General features: G+C 45.8%; 16 protein-coding genes and 1 pseudogene. 6 read left to right on the forward strand and 11 right to left on the reverse strand.

Going from position 1 to position 21,138, the window contains the following annotated elements:
* Window positions 1-122 precede the first annotated feature (122 nt).
* Window positions 123-1,595, forward strand: a complete 1,473-nt coding sequence (locus NL647_RS25430) for a dihydrolipoyl dehydrogenase (RefSeq protein ID WP_053050708.1) — start codon at window positions 123-125, stop codon at window positions 1,593-1,595.
* Window positions 1,596-1,981: 386 nt separating this feature from the next.
* Entirely contained in the window at window positions 1,982-2,263 is a 282-nt protein-coding gene (locus tag NL647_RS25435) for a DUF3624 domain-containing protein (protein WP_026000384.1), read from the forward strand.
* 154 nt (window positions 2,264-2,417) lie between these two features.
* Here NL647_RS25435 and argH read toward each other — a convergent pair whose 3' ends face one another.
* The 4 genes from argH to argC form a co-directional block, all read right to left on the reverse strand.
* Window positions 2,418-4,292: an argininosuccinate lyase gene (gene argH / locus NL647_RS25440; protein ID WP_253650797.1), complete on the reverse strand. Its 1,875-nt coding sequence runs from the start codon at window positions 4,290-4,292 to the stop codon at window positions 2,418-2,420.
* 251 nt (window positions 4,293-4,543) lie between these two features.
* Complete coding sequence (locus tag NL647_RS25445; protein ID WP_005451488.1) at window positions 4,544-5,758, reverse strand: argininosuccinate synthase; 1,215 nt, start codon at window positions 5,756-5,758, stop codon at window positions 4,544-4,546.
* 90 nt (window positions 5,759-5,848) lie between these two features.
* A complete protein-coding gene (gene argB, locus NL647_RS25450) occupies window positions 5,849-6,640 on the reverse strand; it encodes an acetylglutamate kinase (RefSeq protein WP_005451485.1) in 792 nt (263 codons plus the stop codon).
* A gap of 21 nt (window positions 6,641-6,661) precedes the next feature.
* Window positions 6,662-7,666: an N-acetyl-gamma-glutamyl-phosphate reductase gene (gene argC / locus NL647_RS25455; RefSeq protein ID WP_009701791.1), complete on the reverse strand. Its 1,005-nt coding sequence runs from the start codon at window positions 7,664-7,666 to the stop codon at window positions 6,662-6,664.
* A gap of 144 nt (window positions 7,667-7,810) precedes the next feature.
* Between argC and argE the strand changes: the two genes are divergently transcribed.
* The 3 genes from argE to NL647_RS25470 all read left to right on the forward strand — a co-directional run bounded on the left by argE (window position 7,811) and on the right by NL647_RS25470 (window position 12,837).
* Window positions 7,811-8,947, forward strand: coding sequence for an acetylornithine deacetylase (argE, locus tag NL647_RS25460; RefSeq protein WP_050932883.1), 1,137 nt, complete (start codon window positions 7,811-7,813; stop codon window positions 8,945-8,947).
* 278 nt (window positions 8,948-9,225) lie between these two features.
* Window positions 9,226-11,859 carry a phosphoenolpyruvate carboxylase gene (gene ppc, locus NL647_RS25465; RefSeq protein ID WP_005451479.1) on the forward strand — a complete coding sequence of 878 codons (2,634 nt, stop codon included), beginning with the start codon at window positions 9,226-9,228 and terminating at the stop codon, window positions 11,857-11,859.
* 438 nt (window positions 11,860-12,297) lie between these two features.
* Window positions 12,298-12,837, forward strand: coding sequence for a PadR family transcriptional regulator (locus tag NL647_RS25470; RefSeq protein ID WP_005451477.1), 540 nt, complete (start codon window positions 12,298-12,300; stop codon window positions 12,835-12,837).
* A gap of 70 nt (window positions 12,838-12,907) precedes the next feature.
* Here the strand turns inward: NL647_RS25470 and metF are convergent, their stop codons facing one another.
* The 3 genes from metF to NL647_RS25485 form a co-directional block, all read right to left on the reverse strand.
* Window positions 12,908-13,810: a methylenetetrahydrofolate reductase gene (metF, locus tag NL647_RS25475; RefSeq protein WP_005432740.1), complete on the reverse strand. Its 903-nt coding sequence runs from the start codon at window positions 13,808-13,810 to the stop codon at window positions 12,908-12,910.
* 272 nt (window positions 13,811-14,082) lie between these two features.
* On the reverse strand, window positions 14,083-16,491 hold the full coding sequence (locus NL647_RS25480) for a bifunctional aspartate kinase/homoserine dehydrogenase II (protein ID WP_029789973.1): 2,409 nt from the start codon (window positions 16,489-16,491) through the stop codon (window positions 14,083-14,085).
* 17 nt (window positions 16,492-16,508) lie between these two features.
* Window positions 16,509-17,669, reverse strand: coding sequence for an O-succinylhomoserine (thiol)-lyase (locus NL647_RS25485; RefSeq protein ID WP_253650798.1), 1,161 nt, complete (start codon window positions 17,667-17,669; stop codon window positions 16,509-16,511).
* A 229-nt stretch (window positions 17,670-17,898) separates the two neighbouring features.
* On the opposite strand from NL647_RS25485, the gene metJ reads away from it, so the two are divergent.
* Window positions 17,899-18,219, forward strand: a complete 321-nt coding sequence (gene metJ / locus NL647_RS25490; protein ID WP_005432736.1) for a met regulon transcriptional regulator MetJ — start codon at window positions 17,899-17,901, stop codon at window positions 18,217-18,219.
* Between the two features lie 110 nt (window positions 18,220-18,329).
* Here the strand turns inward: metJ and NL647_RS25495 are convergent, their stop codons facing one another.
* The 4 genes and pseudogenes from NL647_RS25495 to NL647_RS25510 all read right to left on the reverse strand — a co-directional run.
* Entirely contained in the window at window positions 18,330-19,607 is a 1,278-nt protein-coding gene (locus NL647_RS25495; RefSeq protein WP_009697553.1) for a malic enzyme-like NAD(P)-binding protein, read from the reverse strand.
* 209 nt (window positions 19,608-19,816) lie between these two features.
* On the reverse strand, window positions 19,817-20,293 hold the full coding sequence (bfr, locus tag NL647_RS25500; RefSeq protein WP_005381359.1) for a bacterioferritin: 477 nt from the start codon (window positions 20,291-20,293) through the stop codon (window positions 19,817-19,819).
* A gap of 74 nt (window positions 20,294-20,367) precedes the next feature.
* Window positions 20,368-20,556, reverse strand: a complete 189-nt coding sequence (locus NL647_RS25505) for a (2Fe-2S)-binding protein (protein ID WP_005451472.1) — start codon at window positions 20,554-20,556, stop codon at window positions 20,368-20,370.
* Window positions 20,557-20,893: 337 nt separating this feature from the next.
* Window positions 20,894-21,138 (reverse strand): annotated as a pseudogene (locus NL647_RS25510) (elongation factor Tu); the annotation flags it as partial.

Below are 21,138 nucleotides of genomic sequence, written 5' to 3' on the forward strand. Positions count from 1 at the left end.
AATCACTTCCTATGCTTAGTCTTGATCACTGCTCTTCTTCGGACTATCAAGATTAATGAACTCAAATTCACTCTTCTAAACTTAGTCATCTCAACTCAGTTTGGACAAAACGAGAATCCATTATGAAACAGTTAAATGTTGACGTAGCAATCATTGGTGGTGGAACAGCAGGTCTTGGTGCATACCGCGCAGCAAAAGCACACACAGACAGTGTTGTGATGATCGAAGGTGGTCCTTACGGCACAACATGTGCTCGTGTAGGTTGTATGCCCTCAAAACTTTTGATCGCTGCAGCAGAAAGCGTACATCAAATCGAGAAAGCACCAGGTTTCGGCGTGCACCCACAAGGCGAGATTTACATTAACGGTAGTGAAGTAATGGATCGAGTAAAGCGTGAACGTGACCGCTTTGTTGGCTTTGTGTTGGAAGGCGTCGATGAGATCCCTGCTGAAGATAAAGTTTCAGGCTATGCCAAGTTTATTGATGACAATACGCTAGTCGTTAATGACCACACTCAGATCACCGCAAAACGCATTGTGATCGCAACAGGCTCACGTCCAGCATACCCAGCGGTATGGAATGAGCTCGGCGATCGCCTAGTCATTAACGATGATGTATTCGATTGGGATGACTTGCCAGAATCCGTTGCAGTATTTGGTCCAGGTGTCATTGGTCTTGAATTGGGTCAAGCGCTGCATCGTTTAGGAGTGAATGTGAAGCTATTTGGTCTTGGTGGTCAAGTAGGACCATTGACGGACCCTGAAGTGATGGCGTACGCCGATAAAGCATTCAAAGAAGAGTTTTACCTTGATGCCGATGTAAAAATCGAAAGCATGAAACGTATTGCTTCGCCAAAAAATAACGGTGAAGATAAGGTCGAAATTCAGTTCATCAACCACGATGGTGAACTAGAAACCTTTATTGTCGATTACGTATTGGCAGCTACAGGTCGTCGCCCGAATGTGGATAAGCTCGCGATTGAAAACACCAGTGTGGCATTAGATGAGCGCGGCGTACCAACGGCGGATCACTATACATTGCAAACTTCGGTAGAGAGCATCTTCATCGCAGGTGATGCAAGTAACCAAATTCCACTGCTTCATGAAGCGGCAGACCAAGGTCGTATTGCTGGTGATAACGCTGGCCGCTTTCCTGATATTCGTGCAGGTTTGCGCCGCTCGCCTATTTCTGCTGTATTCTCTGATCCACAAATTGCCATGGTTGGTGAAACCTTTAAGCAATTGGAAGCACGTTTAGGCACCTGCGGCTGTTTCGCAACCGGAGAGGTCTCGTTTGAAAGCCAAGGTCGCTCACGAGTGATGCTACGCAATAAAGGCATATTGCATGTGTACGGAGAACAAGGCACCGGACGCTTCTTGGGCGCAGAAATGATGGGACCAAACGCCGAGCACTTAGCCCACCTGCTCGCTTGGGCACATCAAAATAAAATGACAGTTTCAGCAATGTTGGATATGCCGTTTTACCACCCAGTAATTGAAGAAGGCGTTCGCACCGCACTGCGAGATTTGAATGCAAAACTTCACTTAGGTCCAGAGACAATCAAGCACTGCCTAGACTGTGGTCCTGGTTGCTAATCCTGCCCTCATTTTCCTTAACATCGATAAACAAAAAGCCTCGTCATAGACGAGGCTTTCTTCTTTCAGCTTTATCAATTCAAGAATCAATAGAGCTGTGGTTATGCAGTCATCATTGCATAGCGACTCACCAACACAATGGCTGTTAATCCAATCGTGAAAAAGCTACCCGCTAAACCAAGTGCTACTTTAAGTTCTGTCGACATTATTATTTTTCCTATTGTCAGGCTGACAGCGCACCATACATCAATTACGTGCTACACAATTTTGACCAAGCTAATTTTTCATTTTTGGTTTGATAAGCGAGACTAAGAAACCAAGCAAAAACACTACCAAGCAGGAGTTGAGGTTATAATCAGAAGCAAATAGATAGTTTGGGTAGAACAATGACTTGTCGAAGTTGCCAAGAGCATTGGTTTTGGAAAAAAATCGGGCGTTGCCAGCGATGCATGGATCAACTTACCGTGCTCTCTGTCTTATGTTGGATCGTATGGTGGTTTGCATTTAAAGATGATCCACAAAGCATCGAGTCGATCGCACTGATCTTTGCGGGCTTTGCGTTTAATGGTCTGCTGTTTTTACACCTCTGGATGCGCTTCGTTATTCTGCCGTGGCAGCGCCGCCATAGAAAACAAAATAAAGATGATCATCATCCAGATGACAGATAGAAAAAAGCCCCAAAACCAATACCGGTCTTGGGGCTCTCTTAGATTCTTCTAAGAAAAAGCAGTGGTACTTTAATAGACCGGGCTTCCTCTCAAAGGTTCCAAATTTTTTTCTGATTTTTTTAGTATTTTCTTAAATACTAATAGAATCATTAACCTAGGCTACGTTACTTTTCTGGATCAATTGTTCGAACAAGTTGATCTCCAGTGCAACTTCATCACATGCATGCTGACGTGGGCACTGATCGCAATCTTTCAGTACTTTCTCTGGCAGCAATGACTTCGACGTTGGCAAGAAGCTTTGCTTCATAAAGAACTCTGGCGTACGTGTCAGCACAAAGACTTTCTTAATAGCCATCTGGCGCGCCTTCTCAACCAGATAGTTCACAATCGCACTGCCCTGCCCTTGACCTTGCCAACCCGCTTCAATACCTAAAGAGCGAATCTCTGCTAAGCCTGAGTCATAGACATACAAAGACGCACAACCAGTGACTTCTCCGTGGTGCTCGGCAACCGCAAAAGAACCAATGTCACGTACCAACTCATTACGTGAGCGTGGTAGATTCTCACCCATATTTGCCCAGTACGCCACCATGCCTTCCAGTGTCTCAATATCCGTCAGACGTGCTGGACGTACTTTGACTGCAGAAGTGTCACGTTGAGATAGACGCTTGTCTGCTTGGTCGACAGCATAAGCCACTTGCTGCGGCGACACGCCGCCAAGCGCACAACGTTTCTCAAGGCATGAATCGATGGTCAAGATGTCATACACATCCGCCTCAATCACTTCAGAGAAAGATTTCAATTCTTCAATCGACAACTCTTCTAACGCACAGCCTTTGGCAATTGCACCAACCACAGCAACACCGACGATATGGTGCGCTTCACGGAATGGGATGCCTTTCACCACTAGGTAATCCGCCAGCTCAGTTGAGTTTGCGTAACCTTGCTTCGCCGCTTCTAACGTACGCTCGCCATTAACCTTAATGCCATCGAAACACAATGCTGCCATTTCCATACAGTCATTCCATGTATCAAGCGCATCGAACAGACCTTCTTTGTCTTCTTGCATGTCTTTGTTGTAAGCCAGTGGCAGCGCTTTCACCGTCATCATCATGCCAGCAAGCGCGCCGTATACACGACCTGTCTTGCCTCGAATAAGCTCTAATGCATCTGGGTTTTTCTTTTGCGGCATCAACGAAGAACCTGACGTCACGGTATCGGCTAGTTCAATAAAGTTAGACTCACCCGAGTTGTAGAAGATCATGTCTTCTGCCAAGCGAGATAGGTGCAACATCGAAATAGATGCCACAGACATCAGTTCCATCACATGGTCACGGTCAGAAACCGAGTCTAGCGAGTTACGTGTCGCACGATGGAAACCAAGGTTGTGAGCCAGCTCTTCACGGTCGATAGGGTAAGCGGTCCCCGCAAGCGCACCCGAGCCGAGTGGACACGTATCCAAACGCTTTAGCGCATCGTTCAGACGTGAGTAATCACGCTCAAACATTTCAACATAAGCCAAGCACCAGTGAGCAAACGTCACAGGCTGAGCACGTTGTAAGTGCGTATAACCAGGAAGAACAGTACCTTGATGCTGCTTAGCAACGCCAACCATTTGAGTCTGTAGGCGATCAAGTGCAATCAACAGTTGTTGACCTTGCTGACGACACCAAAGCTTGAGATCGGTTGCTACTTGGTCGTTACGAGAACGTCCCGTGTGTAGCTTTTTACCTAGGTCACCAACTTTGTTGATCAGTTGCTGCTCGACCCAAGAGTGGATATCTTCAGCGTCTGAACGTAAGATTTGATGTGGGTCTTCCATCACTTCAAGCTTGAGTTCATTTAGTGCTAGCTCAAGCTTTTGTTGTTCATCTGCAGATAACACGTCAACAGACAGCAATGCTTTAGACCACGCAATTGAGCCTACGATGTCTTGCTCGGCCAATCGGTAATCGAAACGCAACGAATCGTTGAAGTCTTTAAATCTGGTATCTGCCGCTTGGGTAAATCTTCCGCCCCATAATGCCATTGCGTCTCTCCTGATGACTATTGCTTACGCTAACGTGTTATTCATTAAGTGTTGACCAAATCGGTGGTCATTTGCTCACTTTTTCTTATGCCTCAACGTTACGATAATCGTAGATAAAAATAAAGTAGAAATTCAATATTTTTACATATTTATTCATGACTATTTTATCTTTATGCCAATAAGGTCAGCAACAAACCAAAAAGACCTGCCAATAGTGGCAGGTCTCTTATCTTATAAGGCGTTAAATTGGCTTATTTTTTCTGGCTGTTCAGAGCACGGATACGGCTTGATAGTGAGTAAAGACGGATAAAGCCTTCAGCATGGCTTTGGTCATAAACTTCATCTTCACCAAAAGTAGCAAACTCTTCAGAGTACAAACTGTTATCCGAACGTTTTTGCGTTACCGTTGCGTGACCTTTGTAAAGCTTCACAACCACTTCGCCATTCACGTCTTGCGCGAGCTCCTCAGAAGCCGCAAGAATAGACTTGCATAGCGGCGTGAACCAACGACCATCATAAACAAGGTGTGATGCTTTCAGACCAAGCTCCTCGCGGAATTCAAATGACGCTTTATCCAGCACCAGTTGCTCTACCGCACGCAGTGCTTCCATCATGATGGTGCCCCCCGGAGTTTCGTAGCAACCACGAGACTTCATTCCCACTAGACGGTTTTCGACAATATCGATACGACCAACACCGTGCTTCGCACCTTTTTCGTTTAGGTAAACCAACGCGTTATATGGTGTCATCGCTTCACCGTCTACCTCAACAACTTCACCTTTCGCTACTTTTAGCGTCACGGTTTCTGCTTCATTCGGTGCTTGCTCTGGGTCTACAGTCCAAGCCCAGCAATCTTCATTTGGCGCGTTCCATGTATCTTCTAGAACGCCACCTTCAGTAGAAATGTGCCATGCGTTCGCATCACGCGAGTAAATCTTAGTAAGAGATGCTGAACAAGGAATGTTACGCTCTGCTAGGTAATCTAAGCACTCTTCACGGCTCACTAGATCCCATTCACGCCAAGGCGCAATAACATGCAGATCTGGTGCTAGTGCTGCAAATGCACCTTCAAAACGTACTTGGTCATTACCTTTACCTGTACAACCATGGCACAGAGCGTCTGCGCCCACTTTACGTGCAACTTCAACCTGCGCTTTGGCAATGATTGGACGCGCCATTGATGTACCTAGTAAGTATTTACCTTCGTAGTAAGCACCGGTTTTTAGCGTAGGGTAAATGTAATCCGCTACCATTTCTTCTTTCAGATCAGCGATGTAACATTCAGAAGCACCAGAAGCTTTTGCTTTCGCTTCAATACCTTCTAGCTCCTCTGCACCTTGACCAACATCGGCAACGAAAGCTACTACTTCACAGTCGTAGTTCTCTTTTAGCCACGGGATGATTACTGAAGTATCTAGACCGCCTGAGTATGCGACTACCACTTTATTTACGTTCACTTTGCTCATGTTTTTTCTCCAAACTTAACTGGCGCTGCTCTCGGCGGTCAGTGCCAACCACTTCCTAATGTTCAATTCTTTAACTGGTTTGCTTCTGCTCTATTGCGGCAGAAACTGCGTTCCGATACTTTCACCCGCGAATAGCTGGGTCAGTTTCTCTGGGTAACGCCATGTCGCAACTTCGATAGGACGACCAAGATCATTGGCAGCCTCCAAAGCAGCTTTAACTTTGACGATCATACCGTCGGTGATCACTTGCCCTTTGATCAATGCATCGGCTTCTTGCTCGGATAGCGTTTTGATCAGGTGACCTTTGCCATCGAGTACACCGCTAACATCAGACAGAAGTACTAACTCCGCATCTAACGCACCGGCCACTGCAACAGCGGCTTGGTCAGCATTCACATTCATCATCTGACCTTTTTCAGTCAGACCAATTGAGCTGATGATCGGCAATGCGTCTGCGTTTAGCACCGCTTGTAATAGGGTTGAATCACCCGGTGATGCTTTACCTACTGCGCCTAGCTCTGGGTCCAGCTCTTCAACATGACATAGCCCACCATCAGCGAGACTAAGACCTACAGCGTTTAGACCATCCGCAATCGCTTGACCTTGAAGCAATTTGTTTGCTGTACCCGCAAGCGCACCTGCAATCACAGGAATTTGCTCATAAGGCGTTACGCGAAGACCGTTTTTCTTTACGGTTTCAAGCTGAAGCTTTGCCATCAATTCATCAACTAGGTAGCCACCGCCATGAACGATGGCGATTTGTCGCTGTGCCGACTTTTGGTAAGCCGCAATGGCACCAAACAGTTGGCTTAAGGTTTGAGTGCAAGATAGGGCTGCACCACCGAGCTTAATGACTAAAGGAGCTTGATTGGTTTGCGTCATCGCATTTCCCTCTTTCAACGACTACAGCAACGCTGTCAGTTCTGGGTAACCGTAATGAATATTGAGACATTGCATCGCTTGACTCGATGCACCTTTAAGTAGGTTGTCGATCGCCGAAATCACAATGATGTGTTCGCCTTGTACCTTCCAGCCGATATCACAAAAAGGCGTATTTTCGACATCCTGAATACGTGGAATACCGTCACCTTTAAGGCGAACCGCTGGCTTGCCTTGGTAAGCTTGTTCAAACGCTTGTACCACTTGTGCTTCCGTCACACCTTGTGCCAATTTCATCGTGATAGTGGCAAGAATGCCGCGTTTGAAGTTGCCTAGGTGTGGAGTAAAAATCACATCGCAACCTAAATGCTGAGCAATCTCTGGTTGATGACGATGGTTAAAGACACCGTAAGGTTGCAAGCTCACTTCGCAGAAGCTGTTAACCATGGAAGCTTTACGCCCTGCACCTGATACACCACTGGTTGCATTAATCACAGGCCATTGGTTGGTATCCAGTAATGCGTGTTCTAATAAAGGTTTGATTGCAAGCTGTGAAGCGGTTGGGTAGCAACCTGCCACTGCAATCAAAGGAGTGGTTTTTATTGATTCTTGGTTCCACTCTGCTAAGCCGTATGCTGCTTTATCTAGCCAGTTGTTATATTGATGTTCGAAGCCATAAAAGGTGTCGTAGAAGCCTTCGCTTTTCACACGAAATGCACCAGATAAATCGAATACCTGACATCCCGCCTCTAAGAAGATAGGAGCTAAGTCATGGCTCACTTCATGTGCCGTTGCCAGAAAGACCACATCAGACACTTGAGCAACTTGCTCAGGGTCAGTCAGTGGTGAAACTGGCATATCAATCACACCCGCTAGCTTGCCGTGCAATTGAGCAATATTCTTTCCTGCATCTACGCTATTGGCGGAAACGTATAAACCTGATAGCGTGAGTTCAGGGTGTTTGTTGACCATTAAAGCCAACTCTGCGCCGGTGTAGCCGCTGGCTCCGATAATCGTGGTTTTTAGCATTACATGACATCCATATACTTAAGGCTCAAAATGACTATTCATATTTAATTTTTGCTTTATTTTGATTTTTTATTCATTAAATATGATTTAATATGTGTTTTACATTTTTGTGCTCTGTCTGTCAATAGGAGAATTGAAGAATCCATGCAATTACCAAGTTTTCTAGAGGTCTATGAAGGACTGATCAGTACCTCTTCGATCAGCTCAACCGATCCAAGTTGGGATCAAGGCAATGCCAAAGTGATCGAGAAGCTAGCTTCTTGGTTTAAAGATCTTGGCTTCAGTGTTGAAGTGATCGAAGTGGAGCCAGGCAAACACAATATGATTGCACGTATGGGTGAAGGTGAAGGCGGTCTACTTCTCGCAGGTCACAGCGACACAGTGCCATTTGATGAAGGACGTTGGAGTTTTGACCCACATAAGCTGACCGAAAAAGACAACCGCTTTTACGGTTTGGGTACTGCTGATATGAAAGGCTTCTTTGCCTTTATTTATGAAGCGGTAAAGAAAATCGACTGGAGTAAGCAAACCAAGCCGCTTTATGTATTGGCGACCTGTGATGAAGAAACCACCATGCTAGGTGCCCGTCATTTCACTGAGAATGCGCCTTTTAAGCCGGATTACTGCATCATTGGCGAACCCACCAGCCTCGTACCAATTCGAGGTCATAAAGGGCATGTGGCAAATGCCATTCGCGTAACAGGCAAGTCCGGTCATTCGTCTGATCCTGCGCTCGGCGTCAACGCAATTGAAATAATGCATGAAGTCATGTTTGCCATGATGCAACTGCGCGACAAATTGGTTAAAGAGTATCACCATCCGGGTTTTGCGATTCCAAGCCCTACCCTAAACCTTGGTCATATCCATGGTGGTGACAGCGCAAACCGTATTTGCGGTTGCTGTGAACTGCATTATGACGTTCGTCCTCTTCCTGGTATTAGCCTTGATGGTTTAGAGAACATGCTGCGCGGAGCATTGAAAGAAGTCGAGGCGAAATGGCCAGGGCGATTAGAAATTATTCCCTTGCACGAGCCAATTCCGGGTTACGAATGTCAACACGATCACTCATTTATTGGTGGTGTTGAAGAGATCTGTCAAACCAGCTCAGAAACCGTCAACTACTGTACTGAAGCGCCATTTCTGCAGCAACTGTGTCCAACCTTAGTTCTAGGTCCCGGTTCAATTGATCAAGCTCATCAACCAGATGAGTTCCTCTCTTTCGACTTTATCGACCCAACCATCGACGTGTTATCACGTGCGATGGTGAAATATTGTTGTTAGTCGCATTCTGTACTTTCCTCACAATGCAGCTCGATTGAGCTGCATTTTGTTATCTTCGCCACTATTCTTCTAGCACGCTATACCCTTCTTTAAGCGGCAATTTTGTAATTAATTTTCACTTCGAGTGGCATAAGCTGACCTAATTTTGCTCTAAATCAGGTCAGCAGCGGAATAATTGCAAACTTACTCTGCTTTATTTGACTAGAACTGGTTATTTTCGCTAGATTGGAGTCTTAACAAGGACAATGGATGTAGTTTTTTTACGAGGCAGGATGACAATGAACGAGAAATACGCCGCACTTAAAAGCAATGTGCGCATGTTGGGCCACCTTCTGGGTAACACGATTCGTGATGCTCATGGCGAAGAAATCTTCGAGAAAGTGGAAACCATTCGTAAATTATCCAAATCGGCTCAAGCTGGAAATAACGCTGACAGAGAAAGCTTAATAGAAGAAATTAAAAGCTTACCAGATGAGCAATTGACGCCAGTGACCCGCGCGTTCAACCAATTTCTAAACCTGACCAATATTGCTGAGCAATACCACACCATTTCACGCCATTGTGAAGAGCATATCTGCGAACCTGACGCAATTAATTCGCTGTTCTCAAAACTAGTGCAAAATGATGTGAGTAAGCTAGACACGGCACAAGCGGTTCGCGATCTGAACATTGAGTTAGTTCTGACTGCGCACCCAACCGAAATCACTCGTCGCACTATGATCAACAAGCTTGTAAAGATCAACGAGTGTCTATCTAAGCTAGAGCTGAGCGACCTCTCTTTCAAAGAGCGTAAGAAAACTGAACGCCGTCTTGAGCAGCTGATCGTTCAAAGCTGGCACTCTGACGTTATTCGTCAACAGCGCCCGACACCGCTTGATGAAGCTAAATGGGGCTTTGCCGTAGTAGAAAACTCACTATGGGAAGCCGTACCTGACTTCTTACGTGAAATGAACGACCGTCTAAAATCATACCTTGGCGAAGGTCTACCGATTGATGCTCGCCCTGTGCACTTCTCATCTTGGATGGGTGGTGACCGCGACGGTAACCCATTTGTAACTCACAGCGTAACTCGTGAAGTACTGCTTCTGTCTCGCTGGAAAGCGGCAGACCTATACCTCAACGACATCAACGAACTGATCAGCGAACTGTCAATGACAGTGTGTAACGACAAAGTTCGAGAGCTTGCGGGTGAAGATCAACACGAACCATACCGTGCGATCCTTAAACAGCTACGTTCGCTACTGAACGAAACAAAAGACATTCTCGACGCAAAAGTTCACGGTCAGAAACTGGCAGTCAAAGCGCCGCTACAAAAAGTAGAGCAGCTTTGGGAACCACTTTACGCGTGTTACCAATCACTAAACGAATGTGGCATGGGCGTGATTGCTAACGGCTCACTGCTGGATACGCTACGCCGTGTTAAAGCATTCGGTATCCACCTAGTTCGTCTCGATATCCGTCAAGAAAGTACGCGTCATGCCGACGTTCTATCTGAACTGACTCGTTACCTAGGTATCGGTGACTACGAACAGTGGAGCGAGCAAGATAAGGTAGCTTTCCTAACTAACGAACTCGCATCTAAGCGCCCTCTTCTGCCTCGTGACTGGGAACCATCGGAACCAGTTAAAGAGGTTTTGGATACCTGTAAGATTGTTGCAGCACAACCTCGCGAAGCATTCGGTGCTTACGTTATCTCAATGGCGCGTACCGCTTCTGACGTACTTGCCGTACACCTACTACTTCAAGAAGCAGGTTGCCCTTACCGCATGGACGTGTGTCCTCTGTTCGAAACGCTAGACGATTTGAACAACGCAGAAGCAGTAATCAAGCAGCTGATGGGTATCGACCTATACCGCGGCTTTATCCAAAACCACCAAATGGTGATGATCGGCTACTCTGACTCTGCAAAAGACGCAGGCGTAATGTCAGCAGGTTGGGCGCAATACCATGCGATGGACTCACTGGTTAAGGTTGCAGAAGAAGAAGGTGTAGAACTCACACTATTCCACGGTCGTGGCGGTACAATTGGTCGTGGTGGTGCGCCAGCACATGCTGCACTACTATCTCAGCCACCTAAGAGTCTGAAAGGCGGCCTGCGCGTAACAGAGCAAGGCGAAATGATCCGCTTTAAGTTGGGTCTACCTGATGTAGCAGTTAATAGCTTCAACCTGTACGCGAGCGCAATCCTTGAAGCAAACCTACTGCCGCCACCAGAGCCTAAGCAAGAGTGGCGTGACCTAATGGACGTCTTGTCAGAAGTAAGCTGCGAAGCATACCGTAGTGTCGTTCGTGGCGAGCCAGATTTCGTGCCTTACTTCCGCCAAGCAACACCGGAGCTTGAGCTAGGTAAGCTGCCACTTGGTTCACGACCAGCGAAACGTAATCCAAACGGTGGCGTAGAAAGCTTGCGTGCGATTCCATGGATCTTCTCTTGGAGCCAAAACCGCTTGGTTCTGCCAGCATGGTTAGGCGCAGGTGAGGCTATTCAGTACTCTGTAGACAAAGGTCATCAGGCGCTACTGGAAGAGATGTGTCGTGAATGGCCGTTCTTCTCTACTCGTCTAGGCATGCTTGAGATGGTGTACACCAAGTGCAACATGGAAATCTCTCGCTACTATGATCAACGCCTAGTGGAGAATCAACTTCTACCATTAGGTGATCGACTACGTGAGCAACTCCAGCGTGATATCAAGTCGGTACTAAACGTAGAGAACAACGAGAACCTAATGCAAAGCGACCCTTGGGGTCTAGAATCTATTCGCCTACGTAACATCTACGTTGAGCCATTGAACATGCTTCAAGCCGAGTTGCTATACCGAACTCGTCAAACTGAAGAAGCTTCTGCCAATTTAGAAGAAGCATTGATGGTGACGATTGCAGGTATTGCAGCAGGCATGCGTAATACAGGTTAATCTGATTACATAAAGTTGACTAAAAGGCTGAGCGAAATCTCAGCCTTTATTGTTATTTACTAATCACTTCCACTATTCGAACAATACCGACCTAGATTATTAATCCAAATAGAAAACAAAAAGTCTCTACACAACAAAACATTTCACTACCAAAAAACACTATTGAGTATTTTATTAGTTTTTTTGGGTAATTTTGTCCTACTATTCCACTTCATGCTTATTATTTATATACTACTTGCCTGCTGGAAGCTCATAAGTCCAATCAAATAGGCTCCAGCTCGGTGGAAACACCATCACTCTAGGTGATAAACGGCTTTAAGGTGACAGGACCAACATTGTTGGTGCTATCTACACATAAAAAACTCAAGCGTCATTAAGAACGCAAATGAAAGTGTAGCTAGCTTGTTTACAAGTTTATTGACCATTTGGATTGAAGACATGTCATTACCACACGTAATTCTAACTGTACTTAGCACTCGCGACGCTACCGGTTACGACATCACTAAAGAATTCTCAGCTAGCATCGGTTACTTCTGGAAAGCAAGCCATCAACAAGTTTATCGTGAACTTAACAAGATGGCTGAGAAAGAGCTGGTTACTTGCGTACTAGAACCTCAAGAAGGCAAACCAGATCGTAAGGTTTACTCAATCACTGACGCAGGTCGTAGCGCATTAGGCGAGTGGTTCGATCAACCAACTGCACACCCAACTGTACGCGACGAATTCTCTGCTAAGCTAATGGCTTGTGCCGTGCAGCCAGCAGCACCGTACCGTGACCAGCTTTCTGAACTTGTAGAAGAGTCTCGTAAGCTCGTTTCTCACTACAAAGAAATCGAAGCAGCGTACTACGCAACGCCATCAACACTAGACAAGCAAGCACGTCTAGAGCGTCTAACACTTCGTCGTAACCTAATGCTACGTGAAGCTTGGATTAACTGGGCAGAAGAAGTACTAACAGAACTTGAAGTGATCGGCTAATTCGTCACTTTAAATGAAACGAAAAAGGCTTGCCAATGGGCAAGCCTTTTGTTTATCTGGGGAAGGGGCATTAAGCCCCTACTGCAACTTGTGGACGAACACCTAGAGTGTGGCAAAGTGCATAAGTCATCTCTGCACGGTTCAATGTGTAGAAGTGAAAATCTTTTACACCTTCACGGCTTAATACACGAACCATATCAATTGCTTGGCTTGCACCAACCAGCTGACGCGTCACGGGATCATCATCCAAACCTTCAAACTGCTTGCTCATCCAACCTGGTACTTTCACATTATTCTGCGCCGCAAAGCGAGATGCTTGTTTGAAGTTCGATACTGGCAAGATACCCGGCACAATTTCGACATCAATACCAGCCGCTACACAACGGTCACGGAAGCGCAGGTAAGACTCCACATCAAAGAAGAACTGAGTAATCGCGCGGTTTGCACCTGCGTCAACTTTACGCTTTAGATTCAGCAGATCCGATTGAGCACTTTTCGCTTCAGGGTGAACTTCTGGGAATGCCGCTACTGAGATATCGAAATCGTGGCGCGCTTTAAGCAGTTCTACCAAATCCGATGCGTACATATCTGGCGCACCACCACCCGGTGGAATATCACCACGTAGCGCTACGATGTTTTTGATACCGTTATTCCAGTAATCGTCAGCAATGTCGATCAATTCATCACGAGTTGCGTCGATACACGTTAGGTGAGGTGCAGCCACAAGACCTGTTGCCGCTTTGATTTCTTTAATGATCGAATGGGTTCTGTCACGCTCGCCTGAGTTTGCGCCGTATGTGACAGAAACGAATTTTGGTTGAAGAGTTTTAAGACGATGCACTGAGTTCCACAGTGTTTCTTCCATCTTCTCACTGCTTGGTGGAAAAAACTCAAATGAGACGTTGATGTTGTCTGATAGTTCAGCGATATTCTGGTTTAAGGCATCGATGTGCCCTGCATGCGTGTATCCCATCTTACTCTCCCTGTGGCAACTCCACCACGAAATCAAAATTCCTCAAATCGACGTTTAGACGTCTATATGTCTACAGAATGTATTGAATGCGATTTAATGTCAACCTTGTGATTATGAATTTTTCTCAAGTTCATAATGAGGATAGTTCAAGTTCCTTTATGACCAATCCCTAGCCGAACTTCCCAATTCAGTATGGCATTATCTAAATAATAAAAAACCCCGGAGATAGTCCGAGGTTTTGTTGTCGTTCGCAAAAATTGTTTCGGTGAAATTTAAAACAAACCAGCTAGGCGATTAAGGTCAGATTGAATCGCACCAGCCGTGACTTCACGACCAGCACCTGGACCTCGAATAACCAATGGATTGTCTTTGTACCACTTACTCTCAATAGCAAAGATATTGTCACACGGTAGTAAGTTTGCCAGTGCATGTTCACGTGATAATGCTTCAACACCCACCGTTGCTTTGCCATTACGCTCTAAACGCGCGACATAACGCAACACTTGGTCATTTTTCTGAGCCTTGGTTAGACGCTCTTGTAGAATCTCACTTAGAATATCACCTTGGTCAAAGAATGCGTCTAGGCTCAGTTCTCGCAACTCTTCTGGTACAAGTGATTCCACTTTCACACTCTCTGGTTCAATACTCAAACCAGATTCACGAGCCAAGATAACCAACTTACGCATCACGTCAGAGCCATCTAAATCAGAGCGAGGGTCAGGCTCTGTCAAACCTTGTTGCCATGCCAAATCGACCAGTTCAGCAAACGGCACTGAGCCATCAAACTGCTGGAATAACCAAGATAGCGTACCGGAGAAAATACCCGATAGTGCGACGACATCATCACCGCTTTCACGCAAGTCTCGAACAGTATGGTTGATCGGTAACCCTGCACCAACCGTAGCGTTGTAAAGCCAATGACGACCAATTTTAGCAAAGGCGTCTTGTACTTGGTGGTAATATTGACTGTCCGCCGAGCCTGCCACTTTGTTCGCTGAAATCAAGTGAATACCTTGCTGCGCAATTTCCACATAACGTGTCGCCAACTCTTTACTCGCCGTGACATCAAGGACGACTGCTTCATCGAAGTTTTGTATCGCGCCGAGCTTCGCCAACCAGTTGCCATCATTCTCAATGCTTTCATCATCAAAGCGCTGAGCAACTGTTGCTGCATCAATCCCGTTTTCATCAAACCAATACGTTTGACTATCGACAACCGCCACTAAATCAAAGCTCATACCATGGCGTTTTTCGAGCTCTTCTTTTTGCTCTGCAAACAGCGATAACCAACTTGAACCAATGTTACCTTTACCACACAAGGCAACCGCTACACGCTTTTGCGCTTGAAACAACTGACTATGAATGCGTTGTACCAACTCTTCGACTTCTGCGCGGCGTAGTACTGCTACCAAACTCAAACCTGATTCCGTCTCTGAAATAAACTCAACAGGCGCATGCTTAAGTTGTTGATAGAAGCCAAAACAGTGATTTGCATTTTTCGTCACTCCGGCACCAACAGCCGCTAAAAGTGAGTAACCCTCTTTAAGCTTGATTTCTGCTTCAACGGCTAACTCTTGTAGATAAGTTAATGCACCGCCAGCAATCTCTGCGGTATACGCCAAACGCAAAGTTTGCTGATCTTGTTGTGCTTCAAATGCTAATGGTTCCAATTGAGCACGCTTTAAAGCTTGCAGAACTTCTTTCTGCGCTCGCTCAAAATCATGACCATGGATAAAAGACAGTTGAACCAACAACACTTCATCAAGAGACGTAATGATTTTAGCACCGCGACCTGAAGCCAATACGCGCTCAATACGCGTTGAGCCTGATTCAGGTTGATAGCTGCATTTGAGGCTCAAATCCATCGTGCTTTGAGCAACTGGCTGTAGCGTGCGACTGTGCAGCACTGGCGCAGCCAAACGCGCAAGTTCACTCGCCTCATCTAAACGCAGCAACGGCAACAAGCAAGCATCCGACACTAAACGTGGGTCTGCACTGTAAACGCCAGCAACATCACTCCAGATGGTCACTGTGTTTACCTCAGCCAATGCACCAATCACCGTTGCTGAATAGTCTGAGCCGTTACGCCCCAACAGTACTGTTTCACCCACTTCATTTTGCGCCATAAAGCCTGTAATGATGACACGCTTGTGGCTATGTTGAGTTAACGCCTCTTTGATGAGTGCATAAGAGCGAGCTCGGTCGACTTCTGGCTGCGTTCCAGCTTCTGCGCGTAAAAAGGCGCGAGAATCTTGCGCTACCGCTGGAAGATCCTGTTGTGATAACAGTGCAGCCAGTAAGCGTGACGACCATACTTCACCATGCCCAAGCACTGCTGCTTTTTGCGCTTCTGTAAGTGGCGCAGTTAACTCAGCTAAGGTACTGAATTCATCTTGAAGAGAAGCAAGCACTTGCGTTTGCGCTTCTCCTTCTAATAAAGCTTCAACTAACTCCGTCTGGAACAGTCGCAAGTTTTGTAGCGCTTCGTGTGCGATGCGACCGTCTTTATCTAGCCCTTCTAAAAACTCGATCAAGCGGTTAGTGGTTTTCCCTGCAGCCGATACCACCACCAAATCATTTTCTGCTGAATACTCTTTAAGAATACCCACCACACGTTGGTAACATTCTGGGTTCGCTAAGCTGCTACCACCAAATTTATGCAGCTGACGTTGTACAGTCATGACCTTACCTCTCCCAATTACTGTGTAGCTTTCGCAAATGCTTGCTCAAGATCAGCAATCAGATCTTGGGCATCTTCTAAGCCAACAGATAAGCGCAGTAACTGTTGAGAAACACCAGCTTCAGCCAGAGCTTCTTCACCCATCGCACGATGCGTCATTGACGCAGGGTGACAAATCAAGCTTTCTACACCACCTAGCGACTCAGCAAGAGAGAAGAGTTCAAGTTCTTTAACAAACACTTTTAGCTGCTCAAATGAGCCAGCAAACTCAAAGCTCAGCATAGAACCAAAACCCGATTGTTGCTTCTTCGCGATGTCATGGCCTGGATGCTCTGGCAAACTTGGATGATAAATCTTCGCTACCAAAGATTGCGTTTGCAAATACGCCAACACTTGCTGAGAGCTTTCTTCATGAACTCGCATTCGCGCACCCAGCGTACGAATTCCTCGAAGCGTCATGTAACTGTCGAATGGCGTACCCGTTGCACCAATGCAGTTACCCCACCATGCTAACTCTTCAGCATGGTCTTCGCTCTTAGTGATCACCACACCACCAATCACGTCAGAGTGACCATTAATGTATTTCGTTGTTGAGTGGATAACAAAATCCGCACCAAGCTCCAAAGGCTTTTGGTACACAGGTGTCAAAAAGGTATTGTCCACTGCAACTAAAGCGCCAACTTGTTTTGCCTTCTCACACACAGCCGCAATATCAACAACACGTACGAGTGGGTTTGACGGAGTTTCTAACAAGATAAGCTTTGGCTTTTTCGCAATCGCCGCAGCCAACGCTTGCTGATCCGACTGGTCAACAAACTGCACTTTAAAGTCGCCTTTGTTGGCGCGAGTATTGAACAGACGATACGTACCGCCGTAGCAATCATGCGGTGCAACAATTAAGTCATCAGGTCCAAGAAACGCCGATACCCAAAGGTTTAGTGCCGATGTGCCGCAGTTAGTGACAACCGCTCCTTTACCTGACTCAAGTTCGTACAATGCTTTTTCTAACAAGCCTCGGTTTGGGTTACCAGAACGTGTGTAATCGTATTGTGGAACTTCACCAAACGCGGGGAAGCCGTAGTTAGTAGAAAGGTAGATTGGTGGTACAACAGCGTGATATTGACTGTCTGACTCGATACCAGTGCGTACAGCAATGGTCGCAGGCTTACGGGTGCTCATGGGTGTATCCTTTCACGGGTGGTGACATCTAAATGGGAATGCGCTATATCTAGCTTGTATTGCTCAATTGATTAACACTCTTCCCTAACTATTAACCTCACTTTACTTGTCTAAAAATAAGACGTCAACACTTCTAGACGTCTATATGTCTTTGCTTATGGCGGTAAATGCAGCTAAAATCAGCACCTATATTTATTTTTCTAACTTATTACATTAATGAAGGTGCGCAATGGCTGACTGGAATGGCGAATACATTAGCCCGTATGCTGAGCACGGTAAAAAAAGCGAACAAGTAAAAAAGATTACCGTCTCTATCCCGCTAAAAGTTTTAAAAGTGCTGACTGATGAGCGAACTCGCCGCCAGATCAACAACTTACGCCATGCGACTAACAGTGAGCTACTATGTGAAGCATTCCTACATGCTTACACAGGGCAACCACTGCCAACTGATGAAGACCTTCGTAAAGACCGCCCAGATGATATTCCTACAGAAGCGAAAGCGCTGATGACGGCAATGGGCATCGAATTCGAAGCGTTTGACGAAGAATAATTGCTTACAAATTCGTCAACACGATGAGGCTGCACCGGGGACAGTTTCAGACCAAACTAAAAAGGGACGCCATCGCGTCCCTTTTCTTTGCTGTCAGAAATGACTTTGGCTTACTCCGCCATGTAGTTTTCTGGCATCTCAATACGCGCTACACCTGAATTAACCGCAGCTTGAGCAACCGCTTTTGCTACGCGTGGTAGTAGACGTGGATCCATTGGTTTTGGAATAATGTAATCAGAGCCAAACTCTAGCTTGTCTACGCCAGCTGCCTTCAATACCGCTTCTGGTACTGGCTCTTTTGCCAATTCACGAATCGCATCGACTGCCGCAAGCTTCATTTCATCATTAATTTCACTCGCACGAACATCCAACGCACCACGGAAGATGAATGGGAAACACAGAACGTTGTTTACTTGGTTCGGGTAGTCGCTACGACCAGTGCCCATGATCAAGTCATCACGCACTTCGTGAGCCAATTCTGGTTTGATTTCAGGATCTGGGTTTGAACATGCGAACACAACAGGCTTATCTGCCATCAGCTTCAATGCTTCTGCAGGTAGTAAATTTGGACCTGATACACCCAAGAACAGATCCGCACCTTCAATCACGTCTTCCAGCGTACGCTTATCTGTGTTGTTTGCGAATAACTGTTTGTATTCGTTTAGGTCGTCACGACGTGTATGGATCACCCCTTTACGATCCAGCATGTAGATCTTCTCACGCATTGCGCCACATTTGATCAACAGCTCCATACATGCCACTGCCGCAGCACCAGCACCAAGACAAACGATGGTTGATTCTTCTAGCTTCTTACCTTGCAGCTCAATTGCGTTCAGCATACCCGCAGCCGTTACGATTGCAGTGCCGTGTTGGTCATCGTGGAATACAGGTACATCACAGCGTTCGATAAGGCGCTTTTCAATCTCAAAACAATCAGGCGCTTTGATATCTTCTAGGTTAATACCACCGAAAGTATCTGCAATGTTTGCTACTGTGTCGACAAATTCGTCGATCGTGCGGTGTTTCACTTCGATATCAATTGAATCTAGACCAGCAAAGCGTTTGAACAACAGCGCTTTACCTTCCATTACTGGTTTAGAAGCTAGCGGACCAAGGTTACCAAGACCAAGAATAGCCGTGCCGTTAGAGATAACCGCAACCATGTTGCCTTTCGCCGTGTACTTGTACACGTTGTCGGCATTTTGTGCGATTTCGCGTACAGGCTCTGCAACACCAGGGCTGTATGCCAGAGCAAGATCATTAGCAGTTTCAGCTGGCTTAGTCAGCTCTACTGCGATTTTGCCTGGGGTTGGGTACGCATGGTAGTCCAGTGCTTGTTGGCGGCGTTCTTCTTCTGGGGTGACTTCTTGGCGATTGTCTTCAGACATGGATCGTTTCTCTTTTGTTATTTTTTCGGTAAGGGGGAATAAATTCTAAAGGATAGAAGTCAATCTTCATAGGCAAGATTGCGAGCGATATCCTTAAAAAAGGTAATAATGTAAGAGATTAGACCAGATATCTATGATTGGCACCTGATAGACAGATCAGGTGCACTTTTAATCACTTTCTTTCAGCGAGAAAACAGCGAAATATAATCTCACTCTTCATCAACGTATTGCGCTTGTAGGTAGTTTTCGATACCAGACATTTCGATCAAGCCCAGTTGCGTTTCAAGCCAATCGACGTGCTCTTCTTCGTCTTCAAGAATATCTTGGAAGAGGTCGCGTGATACATAATCACGGATATCCTCCGCATAAGCGATCGCATCTTTTAGATCTGGGATTGCTGCCATTTCGAGCTTCAAATCGCACTCAAGCATTTCTTTGGTATCTTCCCCGATCATCAATTTACCGAGATCTTGCAAATTAGGTAAGCCTTCTAGAAACAGGATACGTTCGATTAGATGATCAGCGTGCTTCATTTCATCGATCGACTCGTGGTACTCCTTGTCGGCGAGGTGTTTTAAGCCCCAGTCCTTGTACATACGAGCATGCAGAAAATATTGATTGATAGCGACGAGCTCGTTGCCGAGCACTTTATTGAGATGTTGGATTATGATTGGATCGCCTTTCATGACAAAGCCCTCCTCTTTGGCTTCATTTAAATGTAGAAGCAAATGAGAAGGTGTCAAAAAGGCTTAGCTAATAATTAGCTAGCTTGTTTCAGTGTTAGGTATTCTGTTTCCGCTAAAATCTCTTTGGCTTGTTTAATGCACTTACCACATTGGCTACCCAAAGCAGTACATCGTTTAATTCCTTTTATGTCTGTTACACCTTCATCTATCGCCAACTTCCTAATTTTCTTGTCAGAGACACCATGGCAAAGACAAACGTACATATTCAAAACCTTTAAATTTCACTTTGGAATGAAATATAAACAAGAATCGTTCTTGTTACCAGTTGTATTAAGGTAAATTACAGAACGTTTTGTTATAACGGTCTGGACCGCTTTGGAATTTTTCAGTGACTTAGCGGATAGCTAAAAAGAAGAGAAAATCGAGCAGAGCTAAGATCATGTTTTTTAAAAAACAAAAAGCATGACTAAGAGTGATGGGCTTATAACCATATTGAAAAGAGGAATTGTAGATATAAAAAAGGGAAGCCTCAGCTTCCCTTTTTCTAGCGCTTTCTTCAAAAAGAAGAAGAGTGCAAGATTACGATTAATTCAGTAAGAATTAGTCGAAGATCTTAGCAACAACACCAGCACCTACAGTACGGCCACCTTCACGGATAGCGAAACGTAGACCTTCGTCCATAGCGATTGGAGCGATTAGCTCAACTTGCATTTGGATGTTGTCGCCTGGCATTACCATTTCTACGCCTTCTGGTAGAGAGATGTCACCAGTTACGTCAGTTGTACGGAAGTAGAACTGTGGACGGTAGCCTTTGAAGAATGGAGTGTGACGACCACCTTCATCTT

It is taken from the genome of Vibrio sp. Y29_XK_CS5, from assembly GCF_024181835.1.
GTDB lineage: Bacteria > Pseudomonadota > Gammaproteobacteria > Enterobacterales > Vibrionaceae > Vibrio > Vibrio harveyi.

Coding starts and splice junctions, on each gene's coding strand:
- NL647_RS25495 (WP_009697553.1), bottom strand. CDS start 19,607: ATGTCTGAAGACAATCGCCAAGAAGTCACCCCAGAAGAAGAACGCCGC.
- argC (WP_009701791.1), bottom strand. CDS start 7,666: ATGCTAAAAACCACGATTATCGGAGCCAGCGGCTACACCGGCGCAGAG.
- metF (WP_005432740.1), bottom strand. CDS start 13,810: ATGGGATACACGCATGCAGGGCACATCGATGCCTTAAACCAGAATATC.
- NL647_RS25430 (WP_053050708.1), top strand. CDS start 123: ATGAAACAGTTAAATGTTGACGTAGCAATCATTGGTGGTGGAACAGCA.
- NL647_RS25485 (WP_253650798.1), bottom strand. CDS start 17,669: ATGAGCACCCGTAAGCCTGCGACCATTGCTGTACGCACTGGTATCGAG.
- NL647_RS25445 (WP_005451488.1), bottom strand. CDS start 5,758: ATGAGCAAAGTGAACGTAAATAAAGTGGTAGTCGCATACTCAGGCGGT.
- NL647_RS25505 (WP_005451472.1), bottom strand. CDS start 20,556: ATGTACGTTTGTCTTTGCCATGGTGTCTCTGACAAGAAAATTAGGAAG.
- NL647_RS25435 (WP_026000384.1), top strand. CDS start 1,982: ATGACTTGTCGAAGTTGCCAAGAGCATTGGTTTTGGAAAAAAATCGGG.
- NL647_RS25480 (WP_029789973.1), bottom strand. CDS start 16,491: ATGACTGTACAACGTCAGCTGCATAAATTTGGTGGTAGCAGCTTAGCG.
- NL647_RS25470 (WP_005451477.1), top strand. CDS start 12,298: ATGTCATTACCACACGTAATTCTAACTGTACTTAGCACTCGCGACGCT.
- ppc (WP_005451479.1), top strand. CDS start 9,226: ATGAACGAGAAATACGCCGCACTTAAAAGCAATGTGCGCATGTTGGGC.
- argB (WP_005451485.1), bottom strand. CDS start 6,640: ATGACGCAAACCAATCAAGCTCCTTTAGTCATTAAGCTCGGTGGTGCA.
- argH (WP_253650797.1), bottom strand. CDS start 4,292: ATGGCATTATGGGGCGGAAGATTTACCCAAGCGGCAGATACCAGATTT.
- bfr (WP_005381359.1), bottom strand. CDS start 20,293: ATGAAAGGCGATCCAATCATAATCCAACATCTCAATAAAGTGCTCGGC.
- metJ (WP_005432736.1), top strand. CDS start 17,899: ATGGCTGACTGGAATGGCGAATACATTAGCCCGTATGCTGAGCACGGT.
- argE (WP_050932883.1), top strand. CDS start 7,811: ATGCAATTACCAAGTTTTCTAGAGGTCTATGAAGGACTGATCAGTACC.